The organism is Chitinophaga sp. W2I13, from assembly GCF_050434005.1.
Lineage (GTDB): Bacteria > Bacteroidota > Bacteroidia > Chitinophagales > Chitinophagaceae > Chitinophaga.
In genome coordinates this window covers 2065927-2080981 of record NZ_JBNPWD010000001.1, presented here as the reverse complement: position 1 = coordinate 2080981, position 15055 = coordinate 2065927, and the positions used below count along the sequence as shown (strand labels likewise).

Genomic DNA, 15055 nt, shown 5'->3' with positions numbered 1-15055 from the left:
CTAATTTTTGACCGTATCAACAATGGGATTTTTTAATTTTTTAACGCAGGAAATCGCGATTGATCTTGGTACAGCGAACACGCTGATAATTCATAATGACCAGGTGGTAGTGGACGAGCCTTCCATTGTAGCGATAGAACGGGCTAGTGGCAAAATTGTGGCAGTTGGAAAAAAGGCCATGATGATGCACGAAAAAACACACGAATATCTTCGTACTATACGTCCCCTGAAAGATGGCGTGATAGCGGATTTTAATGCCGCTGAAGGAATGCTCAGGGAACTCATAAAAATGGTTTACCCCAAAAAGCCCTTGTTTGCACCAAGCTGGCGGATGGTGATCTGTATTCCTTCCAGCATTACGGAAGTGGAAAAGAGAGCTGTACGTGACTCTGCTGAACAGGCCGGCGCAAAGGAAGTATACTTGTTGCACGAGCCAATGGCAGCTGCCCTGGGTATCGGCATTGATGTAGAAGAGCCTGTAGGTAATATGATCATTGACATAGGCGGTGGTACTACCGGTATTTCGGTAATAGCACTGGCGGGTATTGTTTGCGACCAGAGTATCCGTATCGCCGGTGACGAGTTCACGGCTGATATCATGGAAGCCCTGCGCCGCTATCATAGCCTCCTGATCGGTGAAAGAACTGCTGAACAGATTAAGATCCACATCGGATCAGCCCTGAAAGAACTGGATAACCCACCAGATGATATTCCTGTTAACGGACGGGATCTGGTAACCGGCATCCCCAAGCAAATCATGGTATCTTACCAGGAAATTGCGGAAGCCCTTGATAAATCTATCTTTAAAATCGAAGAAGCCATCCTGAAAGCGCTGGAAACAACGCCTCCTGAGCTGGCCTCAGATATTTACCGCAGGGGTTTATACCTGACCGGTGGCGGTGCATTGCTGCGCGGACTGGATAAACGTCTTACCCAAAAAATCAAATTGCCGGTGCATGTAGCAGACGATCCGTTACGCGCAGTGGTAAGAGGTACAGGTATTGCCTTAAAGCATGTAGGTAAGTATCCGTTCCTGATGCAATAAAACTATTTGTGATCCGGATATTTTGTTATTCATCCCATTGGGAGGGAATTACAGGGTATCCGGATAACCAAATCCTAAAATAGTGCGCGCTTGTGCGAAATCTAATCATTTTCTTTAGGCGATATTTTAACTTCTTCTTATTTCTGCTGCTGGAAGTGATTTGTATGGTATTGGTATTCCAGCATAACAACTTTCAGCGAGCCGCCTACCTCAGTTCCGCAAATGATATCAGCGGTAAATTATATGACAAGTATAATAATGTACAGTATTACTTTCACCTGAAGTCGACCAACGACAGCCTGGTGAATGAAAACATGCGCCTGCACAACCTGCTCCGTACCAGCTACGACAGCATGATAACCACCAACGGGATCAAAACTGACACCATCCGGCAATACAGCGATGATACCGCCCACCGCGTTGTTGGCACGCAGATCCGCCGGTACGAGTACTTCTCCGCCAAAGTGATCAACAACTCCATTAACAAACCCGTCAACTATATTACTATTCACCGCGGCAGCCTGCAGGGGATCCGTCCTAATATGGGCGTTATCAGCAGCAGCGGCGTGGTGGGTGTGGTGAGAAGTGTGAGCGACAACTACTCCGTGGTATTGTCGATGCTCTCTAAATCCAATTCTGTATCCATCAGCGCCCGCCTGGGCCAGGGAAAAGAAATGGGTTCCGTGCACTGGGATGGTGAAGACGCCGGCTATGCCCTGCTGAAAGACGTGCCGAAAAGCGCCAAAATTCATAAAGGTGATACCGTGGTGACCAGCGGCTTCTCTGCCCTGTTCCCTGAAAATATTCCGATCGGCTATGTAGAAAGCATTGCCGTAGGAGACAAAGCCAGCACCTCGTTTACTATCCGGTTGAAATTGGCTACCAATTTCTTCAACCTGCAATATGTATACGTGATAGAAAACCTGTTGAGAGAAGAACAACAAAGATTGGAAGATTCAACGTATAAGTTGATTAAATGAGTATACTGTTAAGAAATATAATCCGCTTCGTGCTCCTGCTGCTGATTCAGGTGTTTGTGCTCAATGAAATATTGTTGCACCAGCTGGTGAGCCCCTATCTTTATATGCTGTTTATCCTGGCGCTGCCTTTTAATCTGCCACGCCCCGGGCTGATGCTCCTGGGATTGCTGATGGGGCTTTCCCTGGATATGTTTATGAATACGCCGGGTATGCATGCTGCCGCCTGTGTGTTCATTGCTTATCTGCGTCCGTTTATTATCAATATCCTGTCACCACAGGGAGGTTTTGAAACTACCCAGAAAACGCCTTCGATGACCAGTATGGGTGTGTCCCAGTTTCTCATCTATGCCGCTATCCTGGTATTCCTGCACCATGCACTTTTCTTTACGTTGGAAGTGTTTGGTATGGGCAACCCATTATACCTGGTGATGAAGATCGTCTCTTCAACATTGGCCAGTCTTTTCCTGATTGTGCTGTATGAATTGCTGTTCTTCTCGAAGAAATAGTTTCTGCTTTTTAACGTAGGTTTGTAACTTAAAATAATTCCGTCCTTAATAGCATGTCAGTATTCAATCAGCCCAGGAAGAGAGTAATACAGATGATTATACTTGGGATGGTAATACTGATTATCACCAGGTTATTCTTTCTGCAGGTAGTGGAAAAGAAGTACGCCAAGCTGGCGGATGCCAATGCCGTGCTTCGTAAAGTCATTTATCCAAGCCGGGGTATCATCTACGACCGGCAGAACCGCAGCATCCTCGGCAACGACGTATTATACGACCTCGTAGTAACCCCTGCCAGCGTAAAAAGCATCGATACAGGCTATCTCTGTAATATTTTAAAAATAGATAAGGAAGAATTCAGGAAACGGATCGTTACCGCCATTATCAAAAATGGCCGGGTAAGACAATCAGTTTTCGCTCCCCTGCTGGCGCCGGAAGTATTCGGGCAGCTACAGGAAAGCATGTATCTCTTCCAGCCGGGATTTGAACTGGTACCCAGGCAAATCCGCTCCTACCCTTATTCGGCCGCAGCTAATATACTCGGGTATATAGCGGAAATATCCCCGGCCATGTTAAAGGATACTGGTACTTACGCCTCTTATAGCTCCGGCGACTATCTTGGATTCACGGGGCTGGAAAAGACCTATGAAACCGTATTGATGGGGCAACGAGGCATACAATACCTGGTTAAAGATAACCTGAACAGACCGCAGGGAGCTTATGAAAACGGGGAGTTTGACAGTGCGGCAGTAGCCGGCAGAAACCTGCGGCTTTCCCTGGACATTGAGTTACAGGTACTCGGTGAAAAATTAATGAAAGGCAAATCGGGCAGTATTGTGGCCATCGATCCGCAAACAGGCGGTATCCTGGCCATGGTAAGCGGTCCGAGCTTCGATCCTAACCTGCTCACAGGTTCGTATCGAAGCGCCAATTTCAGCAAACTTTATACAGATACCACCAAGCCACTGTTTAACCGTGCTATCCAGGCTACCTATCCGCCGGGCTCCACGTTTAAACCCATGATCGCACTGGTAGGACTCGATGAAGGCGTAATTACCCCCAGCTTCGGATACCCCTGTGGCGGCGCTTACTACGGCTGTTCAAGACCTATCAAATGCGAACACCACGATGCTGGTCACGCGGCTAACCTCCGCCTGGCACTATCGCATTCCTGTAACTCCTATTTTTCGCATGTATACCGTTTGAGTGTGGATGCAGGCAAATTCGGGGGTATCAAGGTAGGCGGCATGCAGAAGTGGGCCGACTATATGAACAACTTTGGCTTCGGGCATAAGATAGGGGTGGATATTCCCAGTGAAGGCCGCGGACTGGTACCGGATAAAAAATATTACGATGCCCGGTACAAAGGCAGCTGGAACTCGTGTACATCCGTATTCCTGGGAATCGGTCAGGGTGAATTGCTGCTAACGCCGCTGCAAATGGCCAATGCCATGTGTATTGTGGCTAACCGCGGCTCCTACTATATCCCGCATTTTGTAGCCAGCATTGATAACGATAACACCCATCTCCTGGATAAATACAAACAAAAGCACGATGTAGCGCATATCTCTGATACGGCCTACAGCGCGGTTATTCATGGTATGACAGACGTGGTGGAAAGTGGTACCGGGCGTATTGCGCAGATTGAAGGTATTACCGTTGGCGGTAAAACCGGTACAGCAGAAAACTATGGTATTGTAAACGGTGTAAGAACAAAACTGAAGAACCACGCGGTGTTTGTGGCTTTTGCTCCTGCTGAAAAAGCACGTATAGCCATTGCCGTGATAGTGGAAAACTCCGGTTTTGGTGCCAAGTATGCAGCGCCTATTGCCAGTTTGATGATGGAGAAATACCTGAAAGACAGTATCTCCACCAAACGTCAGCCGCTGTTGAAATCAGTAATGGAAACAGTAACAATAGATCAGGCCATGCTGGCTAAATCGCATTTGGATTCATTGAATCAGAATGCTGTTATTAAGAAGAACAAGCCTTAACCAATCATCGAATAAACCGATTAATCAATAATGAACCGCTCGCAAGCCAAACTGACACAAGGGATTGACTGGCCAATAGTTGGCCTGTACCTGGCATTGGTGATCATAGGCATCATGTCTATTTTTGCTGCGGAATACCGGGGTGATGATAACGTGTGGCAGGATATCCTTCATCCAAGTAAAAACTATTCGAGACAACTGATCTGGTTTGGCGTATCCATTGTACTGGCTGCGGTGATATGGCTTACAGACAGTAAATTTTTTACGGCCACGGCCAACCTGATGTACGCAGGCGGGCTGTTGCTGCTATTGCTGGTGCTTGGGATCGGTAAAGATGTGAAGGGATCGCATTCCTGGCTGGTGATTGGTGGATTCCAGTTTCAGCCGGCGGAGCTGACCAAGCTTTGTACCAACCTGGCGCTCGCCAAATACCTGTCGTCGCAGGAAACTGATTTTACGAAACTACGATCAAGACTGATTGCCGCTGCATTGGCCCTGATACCTGCCGGTATCATCATTTTGCAGGACGAAACAGGATTGGCCCTGGTATATTTTTCCTTTTTCCTGGTGATGTTTCGCGAAGGATTGCCCGGCGTACTGCTGGTAATCGCCTTTTCGGGAATTGTACTGGTGTTGTCGGCGCTGTTGGTGGACCGAACGATACTCTTTATTATTTTTACGGTCATCACCGCGCTGGTCATCTACTTTATGCGGCGCGAAATAAAACGAAAGCGATCGAAACTCGCGCTGATCCTGGGCGTATACGCCTTCTGCGGACTCTTTGTGATGTTCATCATTCCCTTTGTATTTACCAAAGTACTGAAGGACTACCAGGTACGCCGTATCGAAGTAATGCTGGGTAAGGAAAACGATCCGAAGGCGACCTATAATACCCGGCAGAGTATGATTGCCATTGGCTCCGGTGGCTTCTGGGGAAAGGGATACCTGAAAGGCACCCAAACCCGTTACGATTTTGTGCCTGAACAAAGCACCGACTTTATCTTCTGTACTGTGGGAGAAGATTTCGGCTTCTTCGGAAGCGTGATTTTCCTGGGTATATATGTAGCCCTTCTTTTCCGGATCATTTTTGTGGCGGAGCGACAGCGATCGACCTTTACGCGAGTCTATGCCTATGGGGTAGCCAGTATCATTTTTTTCCACCTGGCTATTAATATCGCGATGACGATCGGGCTTGCGCCGGTGATAGGGATCCCCCTGCCCCTGGTGAGCTATGGCGGTTCTTCCCTGATGACCTTTACCATGCTGATATTTATACTGTTGCGGCTCGATGCCGACCGGCAGATGGTGTTAAGATAGTATCTTTGCAAAATGGCACGTATTATTCCATTATCAGAAGGGTCATTTACCGTAGACGGGACCAAGAAATTTTTTCCTTTTAAGCTGGGGACAGACAGCATGCAGGATCGCCCGCATGGTTCGTTGCTGGTTGAAATACAGCCGTTCCTTGTAATCACGGACCGCGATTATATTTTATTTGATACCGGGCTGGGATTTCGTAACCCCGATGGCGTACTGCAAATCCATCAGCACCTGATAGACAATGGCATCAACCCAATGGAAATCACCAAAGTATTGATGAGCCATTTACATAAAGATCATTCCGGCGGCGTTTCTTCAGAAGATCCTATCACGGGAGAACGCACACTCAATTTCCCCGGGGCTACGTATTATGTAAACAACGAGGAAATGCTTTACGCCGTGGAGCATTCCGGCAAATCTTATCTCTCCGAAGATATTATGTTATTACAACAGCGGGATAACGTGGTGTTTACAACCGGTAATGGGACTATCGACGGGTATATTCATTACGAAGTGACCGGTGGTCACTGTCCTTATCACCAGGTATTTCTGGTAGATGATGGAGCAGATAAAATATTTTTCGGGGGAGATGTGGCGCCACAGATATCCCAGATGAGAAGCCGGTTTGCAGCCAAATATGATTACGATGGCAAGCGCAGTATGGAGCTCCGCCAGGAGTTCCTGGAGCGCGGCAAACAGGAAGGCTGGACATTCCTTTTTTATCATGATACCAAAGAACCTTTTGCTAAGTTTTAAGCGGAGGTTGTCTTACTCAGGATTACACTGATTTTGCTGATTACCGGAATTTTTTGGATTTTATGAGATGTCAAGATGTATACGCCGTTTGACAGCTTGTCACTTACAGGACAGCATACCAATAAAACATGGGAGCAACAAGGCCGGAACTGGGCATCGTATAGCGTTTACCGCGATCAGGCCACGCATGAGTTGTATATTCCGCAAACGGTGCTTAACCTGGTAGTACAGGGAGAGAAAAGAATGTACGACGGCAGGCAGGTACATTACCTGCGCAGCGGGGATGCGATGGTGATTCCGGCCGGAAGCCTGCTTTGCTCAGAGATATTGCAGCCACAGCGGCAATACGGAAGTATTAACCTCGTGATCCCGGATGAAATGATCCTGGGCCTGCTCAAAAGGCCGGGAAATAAAGCTCATACAGTTGGCCGGGCATTAACTACACTGCCGGTAAACAGCCATTGGCACGACTTCTCACAATCGCTGTTGCGCCACTTTGCAGACGATACCCTTACCACACCTGATTATTACAACATACTTTCACACGCGCTTCACCTTATTTCCGGTGAGGAGGCAATAAGTGCCATGCTTGCCAAAGCGGCCATGTACCCGCTTCCGGAGGTGATGGAGAAGCTCAGTACCGGGATTGCGGAGGTGCGGCTGCTGGAAGACGTGGCCGCTATGGGGCATATGAGTACGGCCACATTGAAACGCCGTTTCCGGGATATCTATCATAGTTCCCCCATGCATTGGGTGCTGGAGAAGCGGCTGCAGATGGCGGGTTTCCTGCTGCGCACCACAGAACAGCCGATCGCGGAAATAGCTTACAGTACGGGTTTTGAAGATGTGACCCATTTTTACCGGCAGTTTCGCCGCTGTTTTAAAGCAACGCCATTGCAATGGCGTAAAATGGAAACTGATCTTTTCAGCAAATAGTTGTGCCGGCGGATGGCTTACATTGTGAAAAAAAAGACAATGGAAAGTTTGACCAAAATTGGTGAAGCCTGGCTACAGGCCTGGAATTCCCACAACCTCAACGAGATCATGTCGCATTACGATGCGGATGTTATTTTCTATTCCCCGTTAATTAAAAGAATCAACAATGATCCTACCGGTTGTATCCGGGGGAAAGAGAACCTGAAGGCTTACTTTACCCGTGGGCTGGAAGCCTATCCTGATCTGCATTTTGAGTTATACCATATCCTGGAAGGGGTGAATTCTATTGTGCTTTATTATAAAAGCATCAATGATAAATTAAGTACGGAGATGATGGTGATTAATGAAAAGGGGCTGGTGAGTGAAGTAAGGGCACATTATAAATAATAGAGTAAGGGGGAATTGCGGGGTAGTTCCCCGTAATTCTTTTATGGTCGTCTTCTTGGGCCTCCGCCCATCCTGTTCATGCGTTGGGTATTGAGGTGGTTTACCATGATGGTCCGGAATTCTCTTTCGCTTTTAAACACCATGCCTGCTTTTCTACCGGGGAGTACACGCTGGAATTCTGTACTGTAGCGTGATTTGATGTCCAGCATCCGTTTTTCGTATTTCAGCTCCTTGTCCATATTTTTCCGGGCGGCATCATCGGCGTTGTCGGTGGCTAATTTTTCCTGGTCTCTTTTCTGGTGGCGTTCTGCGATCAGTTGTTCCACTTCGTGGGTATAATTATTATAAACCGGCCAGAACTTCTGGGCTTCTTCCGGGGTGAGGTTTAATTTCTGGGCCAGGTATTGGACCTGTATGGCTTTTATTTTTTCGGCGGCACTTTCCGACGGGTTTTGCTGGGCCTTACTCACGCCGGCATGGGTGAGGAGCACAAACATTGTAATCCATATAAAGTAAAGATGTTTCATCATTTATTTTCAGGTAACACTTCCTTTGATAAATCGGTTTTTTGCAGGTAATTTTCGATGGCTTCCAGTGGAACTGCTTCTTTCAGCTGACTTTGCACCGGGGTTATTTCCGCGGAACTGGCGAAGAAAGCTTCATTATCAAAGGGATCAGTGTGGGTTTGCAGGTAATTAACGATATCCTGGTCATTCAGGTCTTCCAGTTGTCTTTCTATAGCATTATGATGGTTGTTGTTGTTGATCACGAACAGCAGGGCACTGCTACCGATGAAAGCGGTAAGACAGGCGGCTACGGTCCATTTCAACCAGGTGGCGGTCCGGTTCCGGTGGGCTGCCCGCAGTGGAATAACGGGGCTGGAACTGGCCCGCAGGGACTCAAAATAACCGGTGGGTACTGTAAATGGCGTCTGTTTGGGTATTGCCGCGAGGAAGGGCGAAATGGCTTCCAGTTCCGTGTGTACGGAGGTGAGGGAGCTGGTTCCTTCTTCCGTTTGGATCCGTTGCAGGATGGCCTGTGGTAATCCTTCGAAGTAGCCGGCAGGAATAGTTGGCGGCTGGTTTGGAACAGCGGCTGTTCCGGAACGCAGATCTTCCAGTTGAATTTGCAGCAGGATAGCGGCGGGCAGGTGTTCAAAATAGCCTGCTGGTACCGTAAATGGTACTTCTGCCGGCCAGTTGGTGCCTGGCGCTATTTGCATTAATTCATTTGTTATGTAGGTCTGCCTGTTCATATTTGCTGTTTTTTAGACAGTAAACGGTATTAATAGTTTAATGTGATTTTAATCTTTTGGTAAAATTCTTTAAAAATTACTTAAAATAAATATTTGTAAAATTTATGGTCAGCCATTGCGGATAAACTCTTCGATCTTCTTAACAGCATGGTGATAAGAGGCTTTCAGGGCGCCTTCCGAGGTCTCCAGCACTTTGCTCATTTCCTCGTAGGGCATTTCATCATAGTAGCGCAGGTTAAATACGATCCTTTGTTTATCGGGTAAACTGAGGATAGCGCGCTGCAGTTTCCACTCCAGTTTATTGGGATCAAACTGCGGATCTGCCCTGAGTTTGTTGCTTAGGCCGTTTTCCACATCAGACAATGAAACCGACGTTTTCCGTTTTTGCTGCTCCAGGAAAGTGAGGCTTTCGTTGGTGGCTATTTTATACAGCCAGGTATACAACTGGGCATCTTCCCGGAAGTTTTCCAGGTTTTTCCACACCTTAATAAAAACGTTTTGCAGCACATCATTGGCATCGTCGTGATCCATTACCATCCTGCGGATATGCCAGTAGAGCCTTTCCTGGTACTTTTGGATAATAAGGGTAAACCCTTTTTCCTTTGTATCAGGTATACGGTATAATGCCAAGAGTGATTTATCGTCCTGTGAAACGGCCATAGGTTAAATGGTTCTTAACAGGTTTTATTTCATTGAATATAAATAAAAACCTGTTCATAAGACGCGGAGATTGGAGCGAAGTTTAATGCGCGAATTTTGTCTTGGCTCAGGATTACGCTGATTATACTGATTAGCTGGATTTTTACTTTTGGATTTTTTTGGATTTTTAGATTTAATAACGACTAAGGGAGATAGAAGCGGATATATTCGCTTCTATCTCCCTTAATTATATCTTATGAAAATCAAAAAAATCCAAAAGTAAAAATCCAGCTAATCAGTATAATCAGCGTAATCCTGAGAAAGACAAAATCCGCTTACGCCTGTTTCTTGCGCTGGATGGCTTTTTCTGCTGCTGCAACGATGTGATCTGCATCGAGGCCATATTTTTTCAGCAGGTCCAGTGGTTTACCGCTTTCGCCGAAGGTATCGTTGGTACCCACGTATTCGATGGGAACGGGTGTATGGCGGGCGGCTACCTGTGCGATACTGTCGCCAAGGCCACCGAGTACGTTGTGTTCTTCAGCAGTAACGGCGCAACCGGTTTTTTTCAGGGAAGCGATTACTGCTGCTTCGTCCAGTGGTTTAATGGTGTGTATGTTGATGATTTCCACGCTGTAGCCTTTTTCTTCCAGAACTTTACCGGCTTCGATGGCAATCCAAACCAGGTGACCGCAGGCGAATAAGGTGATATCTGTTCCTTCGTGGAGGATCTGTGCTTTACCCACTTCAAATTTCTGGTCTTCCGCGGTAAAATTGGGCCATTTCGGGCGACCGAAACGGAGGTATACCGGTCCTTCGTAGTCGGCGATGGCGATGGTAGCGGCTTTGGTTTGATTGAAATCGCAAGGTACGATGACAGTCATTCCGGGCAGCATTTTCATCATGCCGATATCTTCCAGGATCTGGTGGGTGGCGCCATCTTCACCCAGGGTAAGTCCTGCGTGGGAAGCGCATATTTTTACGTTCTTGTTGGAATAGGCAACAGACTGACGGATCTGGTCGTATACCCTTCCGGTAGAGAAGTTAGCGAAAGTAGTGGTGTATGGTATTTTACCGCCGATGGTTAAGCCTGCAGCGATGCCAATCATGTTGGCTTCTGCGATACCTACCTGTACAAAGCGATCGGGGAATTCTTTAATAAAAGCGTTCAGTTTCATAGAACCGAGCAAATCTGCTGTCAGTGCAACTACATTGGGGTTTTTACGACCTACTTCGAGTATGCCCTCACCAAACCCGCCACGGGTTTCTTTTTCATTTAGTGGTTGAATATCTTTTACCATTGTGGTCTTTTTAAAAATGAAGCGTAAATGTAAACATTAAAAAATGAGGATCCTAGTTACTCAGTACTTTATTACGCAGGCTCACTTCCCATTGCCAGGCGGTGCGCATACTGTCTTCGATACCAATTTTTGGCTCCCAGTTCAGCTTTTCCTTCGCCTTACTGTTATTGGCGTAAATAGAGATCACATCTCCTTCCCTGCGTGGGCCGGTGGTGTAGTTTAATTTGATGCCGGAAATTTTTTCAAATGCTTTGATAGCTTCCAGCACGGTTACGCCGTTGCCGGTACCGAGGTTAAACACTTCACAGTTGCTGGTATTGTGGTGTTCTATAAGGTATTGGAGCGCTTTCGTGTGAGCGGCGGCGATATCCATTACGTGGATATAGTCGCGTACGCAGGAGCCGTCGCGGGTATCGTAATCGGTGCCGAATACCGTCATTTTTGGAATTTTACCGATGGCGGTTTGGGTGATTACGGGAACCAGGTTGTCTGGTTTTCCCAGCGGCAGTTCGCCGATAAGTGCAGATGGGTGTGCGCCTACCGGGTTAAAATAGCGGAGCAGGATGGAGTTGGTTTCATTTACCCGGCTATAGTCTTCGATGATTTGTTCACCCATTTGTTTGGTACGGGCGTATGGAGACTGAGCTTCGCCGAGCGGTGTTTCTTCCACTACCGGGAGGGCTTTGGTATTGCCGTAAACCGAGCAGGAAGAGGAGAATACGAGGTTGGGTACATTGTATTCTTTCACGCATTTCAACACATTGACCAGCGAGGTGATATTGTTCTGAAAGTACATCAGGGGCTCGTTTACAGATTCTCCCACTGCTTTCAGGGCAGCAAAATGGATGACGCCAACGATATCCCGGTTTTCATGAAATACCGCATTGGTGTCTTCCAGGTTACAAAGATCTACTTTGTAGTTGCGTACCTTTTTTCCGGTAATTTTTTCGATACCATCTAATAATTGGGTGCTGCTCCTGATATTACTGTCTACAGATACTACATCAAATCCATTATTGATCAGATCTACAATAGTATGCGCGCCTATATAGCCACAACCACCCGTAACAAGAACCTTCATGATATTTCAGATTTACGTTTATTTGATATTTCAGAAAACTTTTTGATTGAGCACCGTTTCGAGGTAAGCTCCGTAGCCGCTTTTCAGTAAAGGCTTTGCCAGATCCTTTAGTTGGCCGGCGTCAATAAATCCTTTACGGTAGGCGATTTCTTCGATACAGGCTACTTTAATTCCTTGTCTTTGTTCTATTACCTGTACAAATTGGGATGCCTGCATCAGCGAGTCAAATGTGCCGGTATCCAGCCATGCTGTTCCGCGTGGTAAGATAGAAACTTTTAATTTTCCCCGCTGCAAATATTCTTTATTTACATCTGTAATTTCATATTCGCCGCGTGGACTGGGTTGCAGGTTTTTAGCGATTTCCACTACTTCATTATCGTAGAAGTAGAGTCCGGGTACAGCAAAGTGGGATTTCGGTTGTGTGGGTTTTTCCTCGATGGACAGTACTTTCATGTCCTGACCAAATTCCACTACTCCATACCTTTCCGGGTCGGATACCTGGTAGGCATATACGATACCGCCGTCGGGGTTGGTGTTATGAGCCAGTTGTGTACCGAGTCCTGCCCCGTAAAAGATATTATCACCCAATACCAGTGCTACTGTGTCCTGGCCGATAAATTCCTCGCCGATTACAAAAGCCTGGGCCAGCCCATTGGGGTTGGGTTGTTCCGCATAAGTTAAATTCAGTCCCAATTGTTGACCATTACCGAAGAGCCGTTGAAAAGCCGGCAGATCGTGTGGGGTGGAAATGATCAGGATATCCTTAATGCCCGCCAGCATCAGGGTAGACAGCGGGTAATAGATCATTGGTTTATCGTAGACCGGCATGATCTGTTTGCTGATAGCATACGTAATGGGGTGCAGCCGGGTGCCGGAGCCGCCGGCCAGGATTATTCCTTTCATTTGCAAGATCAATTTTTGATGGTCACTAACTTAACTCTTCCAATCAGAAGAAAACCGCACAAAAATAGCGGCTCTCTTTCAATTGGCGTCTTTTTTTTATAAAAAAAGCTCTCCGGAGGTTACGGAGAGCTTTTAAAAGTATCTGTTGGTTCACTTTTTTAAATGAACAGGTTTACGATGAAATAGGTGACTGCGGCCAGTAATCCACTGATGGGAATGGTTAAAACCCAGGCCCACAGCAGTGATACGGTAACCCCCCAACGAACGGCAGATAACCTTTTGGTAGCCCCTACGCCCATGATAGCACCCGTAATAACGTGGGTGGTACTGGCAGGAATACCCAGGTGTTCCGTGAGGAAGAGGGTAATGGCGCCGGAGGTTTCAGCAGCCACGCCTTCCAGCGGGGTTACTTTGGTGATACGGGTTCCCATTGTTTTCACAATTTTCCAGCCACCGCTCATGGTGCCGAGTGCGATACAGGTAAAGCACGCCAGTGGCACCCAGTCCGGCATTTCCTTGAGGCTGCCGATATAGCCGGCAGATACCATTGCAGCAGAGATGATCCCCATTACTTTCTGGGCATCGTTACTACCGTGACCGAGACTTAATGCCGCGGAGGAGGCCAGCTGCAGGCGTTTGAACCAGCTTTCTGCCCGGTATGGATTTGCCTTACGGCAGATATTTACAATGATGAGTGTTATTATAAAGGCCACCACCATGCCTATGAGGGGCGCCAGTACAATGAAATATACTGTGGGCAAAACTTTGTGGAAATTGATTACGTCAATATTGCCACCGGAGGCGGTTACAGCTGCACCAATGAAACCACCTATCAGGGTATGCGAGGAGCTGGAGGGAATTCCCAGCCACCAGGTGAAGAGGTTCCAGGTAATAGCTGCCACCAGGCCGCAAAGGATTACTTTCAGCGTGATAAACTGCTCAAATACCGAGTTGGCTACGGAATTGGCTACTTTAAACTCACCGATGTAGTATTTGGCAACAAAAAAGGCCACAAAGTTGAATACTGCGGCCCAGAGAACTGCCTGGAAAGGCGTAAGCACTTTGGTCGACACAATAGTGGCGATAGAGTTGGCGGCATCATGGAAACCATTGATATAGTCGAAAATGAATGCCAGTATGATAATAATTACTAGTAAAGTCATGACATCAGGAGAATTATGCGTTCAGAACTGTATTCCCCTTTATCAGGAGTACTTGATAATAATGGTTTCTATTACGTTGGCGCAGTCCTCGCACTTATCGGTAGCGATTTCCAGGGCCTGGTAGATTTCACGCATTTTAATCAGTTCTGCGGCGTTCTGCTCTGTATCAAAAAGGTCGGCGATAGCCATATCGTAGATATCATCAGCATGGTTTTCCAGGCTGTTGATCTTTACGCAGGCATCGGTAATGATGCGCATATTCTGCATATTGCGCAGTTCGGGGATTGCTTTGGCAAGTTCCAGTACACCCAGGTGGATCAGTTCCGCCAGTTTGCGGATGCTGTCGTTGATGTAGTGTACTTTATAGAGATCCATTCTTTTGGCAGAACCGTGGATATAATCTGCCACATCGTCCAGTGTTGCCGCCAGGTAGTGAATGTCTTCACGGTCAAACGGGGTGATAAAGTTTTGTCCGAGCTCTACAAATATGCGGTGTGTGTAATCGTCGTTTTTGTGTTCCAGGCGTTCTATCAGGTGTACCTTATCCTTTCTCACAGCCAGATCTGTGGTGGCTACCAGCTCATTGAGCACAGTCGCCATTTCTACCAGATTGGAAGCTACATCTTCAAACAAAGAATAAAATACCCGGTCTTTCGGCATGAATAGTTTAACAAAAGAATTGAAGCCTCCCATACGTTTGAGTTTATAAAATTTGCCGCAAAAATAGCTTTCAGAATCTATCCCAGCCAGTAAAAAACGTGAATTAATAATTCCTTAACACTGGATTAATAT

The 15055-nt window shown here is 46.9% G+C and carries 16 protein-coding genes; 8 read left to right on the top strand and 8 right to left on the bottom strand.

The window, feature by feature from the left end; all coding sequences use genetic code 11:
* Positions 1-22: 22 nt before the first annotated feature.
* From QFZ48_RS08345 to QFZ48_RS08310, 8 genes are all read left to right on the top strand, one after another.
* Complete coding sequence (locus QFZ48_RS08345) at positions 23-1045, top strand: rod shape-determining protein (RefSeq protein ID WP_079469708.1); 1023 nt, start codon at positions 23-25, stop codon at positions 1043-1045.
* Between the two features lie 92 nt (positions 1046-1137).
* Positions 1138-2025, top strand: a complete 888-nt coding sequence (gene mreC, locus QFZ48_RS08340; protein ID WP_429061926.1) for a rod shape-determining protein MreC — start codon at positions 1138-1140, stop codon at positions 2023-2025.
* Positions 2022-2531: a rod shape-determining protein MreD gene (gene mreD, locus QFZ48_RS08335; protein ID WP_370911148.1), complete on the top strand. Its 510-nt coding sequence runs from the start codon at positions 2022-2024 to the stop codon at positions 2529-2531. The genes mreC and mreD overlap by 4 nt, the downstream gene beginning before the upstream one ends.
* 53 nt (positions 2532-2584) lie before the next feature.
* A complete protein-coding gene (mrdA, locus tag QFZ48_RS08330) occupies positions 2585-4522 on the top strand; it encodes a penicillin-binding protein 2 (protein WP_429044111.1) in 1938 nt (645 codons plus the stop codon).
* Positions 4523-4552: 30 nt separating this feature from the next.
* Complete coding sequence (rodA, locus tag QFZ48_RS08325) at positions 4553-5839, top strand: rod shape-determining protein RodA (RefSeq protein WP_429044113.1); 1287 nt, start codon at positions 4553-4555, stop codon at positions 5837-5839.
* 12 nt (positions 5840-5851) lie between these two features.
* The gene (locus tag QFZ48_RS08320) at positions 5852-6598 is read left to right on the top strand and encodes an MBL fold metallo-hydrolase (RefSeq protein WP_370911146.1); all 747 of its coding nucleotides are present in this window, start codon (positions 5852-5854) and stop codon (positions 6596-6598) included.
* Between the two features lie 75 nt (positions 6599-6673).
* A complete protein-coding gene (locus QFZ48_RS08315; RefSeq protein WP_429061924.1) occupies positions 6674-7534 on the top strand; it encodes a helix-turn-helix domain-containing protein in 861 nt (286 codons plus the stop codon).
* A 39-nt stretch (positions 7535-7573) separates the two neighbouring features.
* Positions 7574-7921, top strand: a complete 348-nt coding sequence (locus QFZ48_RS08310) for a nuclear transport factor 2 family protein (RefSeq protein WP_429044119.1) — start codon at positions 7574-7576, stop codon at positions 7919-7921.
* Positions 7922-7962: 41 nt separating this feature from the next.
* Here the strand turns inward: QFZ48_RS08310 and QFZ48_RS08305 are convergent, their stop codons facing one another.
* The 8 genes from QFZ48_RS08305 to QFZ48_RS08270 form a co-directional block, all read right to left on the bottom strand.
* Positions 7963-8451, bottom strand: a complete 489-nt coding sequence (locus QFZ48_RS08305) for a hypothetical protein (RefSeq protein WP_429044120.1) — start codon at positions 8449-8451, stop codon at positions 7963-7965.
* Positions 8448-9176, bottom strand: coding sequence for a hypothetical protein (locus QFZ48_RS08300; RefSeq protein WP_429061923.1), 729 nt, complete (start codon positions 9174-9176; stop codon positions 8448-8450). The genes QFZ48_RS08305 and QFZ48_RS08300 overlap by 4 nt, the downstream gene beginning before the upstream one ends.
* 108 nt (positions 9177-9284) lie before the next feature.
* Entirely contained in the window at positions 9285-9836 is a 552-nt protein-coding gene (locus tag QFZ48_RS08295) for an RNA polymerase sigma factor (RefSeq protein WP_370911141.1), read from the bottom strand.
* A gap of 314 nt (positions 9837-10150) precedes the next feature.
* On the bottom strand, positions 10151-11116 hold the full coding sequence (locus QFZ48_RS08290) for a transketolase family protein (RefSeq protein ID WP_429044125.1): 966 nt from the start codon (positions 11114-11116) through the stop codon (positions 10151-10153).
* 52 nt (positions 11117-11168) lie between these two features.
* Complete coding sequence (gene galE / locus QFZ48_RS08285; protein WP_370911139.1) at positions 11169-12197, bottom strand: UDP-glucose 4-epimerase GalE; 1029 nt, start codon at positions 12195-12197, stop codon at positions 11169-11171.
* A gap of 30 nt (positions 12198-12227) precedes the next feature.
* Complete coding sequence (rfbA, locus tag QFZ48_RS08280; protein ID WP_429044128.1) at positions 12228-13100, bottom strand: glucose-1-phosphate thymidylyltransferase RfbA; 873 nt, start codon at positions 13098-13100, stop codon at positions 12228-12230.
* Positions 13101-13258: 158 nt separating this feature from the next.
* On the bottom strand, positions 13259-14263 hold the full coding sequence (locus tag QFZ48_RS08275; RefSeq protein WP_370911137.1) for an inorganic phosphate transporter: 1005 nt from the start codon (positions 14261-14263) through the stop codon (positions 13259-13261).
* Between the two features lie 42 nt (positions 14264-14305).
* Positions 14306-14956: a DUF47 domain-containing protein gene (locus QFZ48_RS08270; protein ID WP_079469694.1), complete on the bottom strand. Its 651-nt coding sequence runs from the start codon at positions 14954-14956 to the stop codon at positions 14306-14308.
* Between the last annotated feature and the right edge of the window lie 99 nt (positions 14957-15055).

Bases quoted from the DNA above. Each gene is read 5' to 3' on its own strand.
- galE (WP_370911139.1), bottom strand. From the start codon at position 12,197: ATGAAGGTTCTTGTTACGGGTGGTTGTGGCTATATAGGCGCGCATACT.
- QFZ48_RS08305 (WP_429044120.1), bottom strand. From the start codon at position 8,451: ATGATGAAACATCTTTACTTTATATGGATTACAATGTTTGTGCTCCTC.
- QFZ48_RS08290 (WP_429044125.1), bottom strand. From the start codon at position 11,116: ATGGTAAAAGATATTCAACCACTAAATGAAAAAGAAACCCGTGGCGGG.
- QFZ48_RS08315 (WP_429061924.1), top strand. From the start codon at position 6,674: ATGTATACGCCGTTTGACAGCTTGTCACTTACAGGACAGCATACCAAT.
- QFZ48_RS08320 (WP_370911146.1), top strand. From the start codon at position 5,852: ATGGCACGTATTATTCCATTATCAGAAGGGTCATTTACCGTAGACGGG.
- mreD (WP_370911148.1), top strand. From the start codon at position 2,022: ATGAGTATACTGTTAAGAAATATAATCCGCTTCGTGCTCCTGCTGCTG.
- QFZ48_RS08310 (WP_429044119.1), top strand. From the start codon at position 7,574: ATGGAAAGTTTGACCAAAATTGGTGAAGCCTGGCTACAGGCCTGGAAT.
- QFZ48_RS08270 (WP_079469694.1), bottom strand. From the start codon at position 14,956: ATGGGAGGCTTCAATTCTTTTGTTAAACTATTCATGCCGAAAGACCGG.
- rfbA (WP_429044128.1), bottom strand. From the start codon at position 13,100: ATGAAAGGAATAATCCTGGCCGGCGGCTCCGGCACCCGGCTGCACCCC.
- QFZ48_RS08345 (WP_079469708.1), top strand. From the start codon at position 23: ATGGGATTTTTTAATTTTTTAACGCAGGAAATCGCGATTGATCTTGGT.
- QFZ48_RS08275 (WP_370911137.1), bottom strand. From the start codon at position 14,263: ATGACTTTACTAGTAATTATTATCATACTGGCATTCATTTTCGACTAT.
- QFZ48_RS08300 (WP_429061923.1), bottom strand. From the start codon at position 9,176: ATGAACAGGCAGACCTACATAACAAATGAATTAATGCAAATAGCGCCA.
- mrdA (WP_429044111.1), top strand. From the start codon at position 2,585: ATGTCAGTATTCAATCAGCCCAGGAAGAGAGTAATACAGATGATTATA.
- QFZ48_RS08295 (WP_370911141.1), bottom strand. From the start codon at position 9,836: ATGGCCGTTTCACAGGACGATAAATCACTCTTGGCATTATACCGTATA.
- rodA (WP_429044113.1), top strand. From the start codon at position 4,553: ATGAACCGCTCGCAAGCCAAACTGACACAAGGGATTGACTGGCCAATA.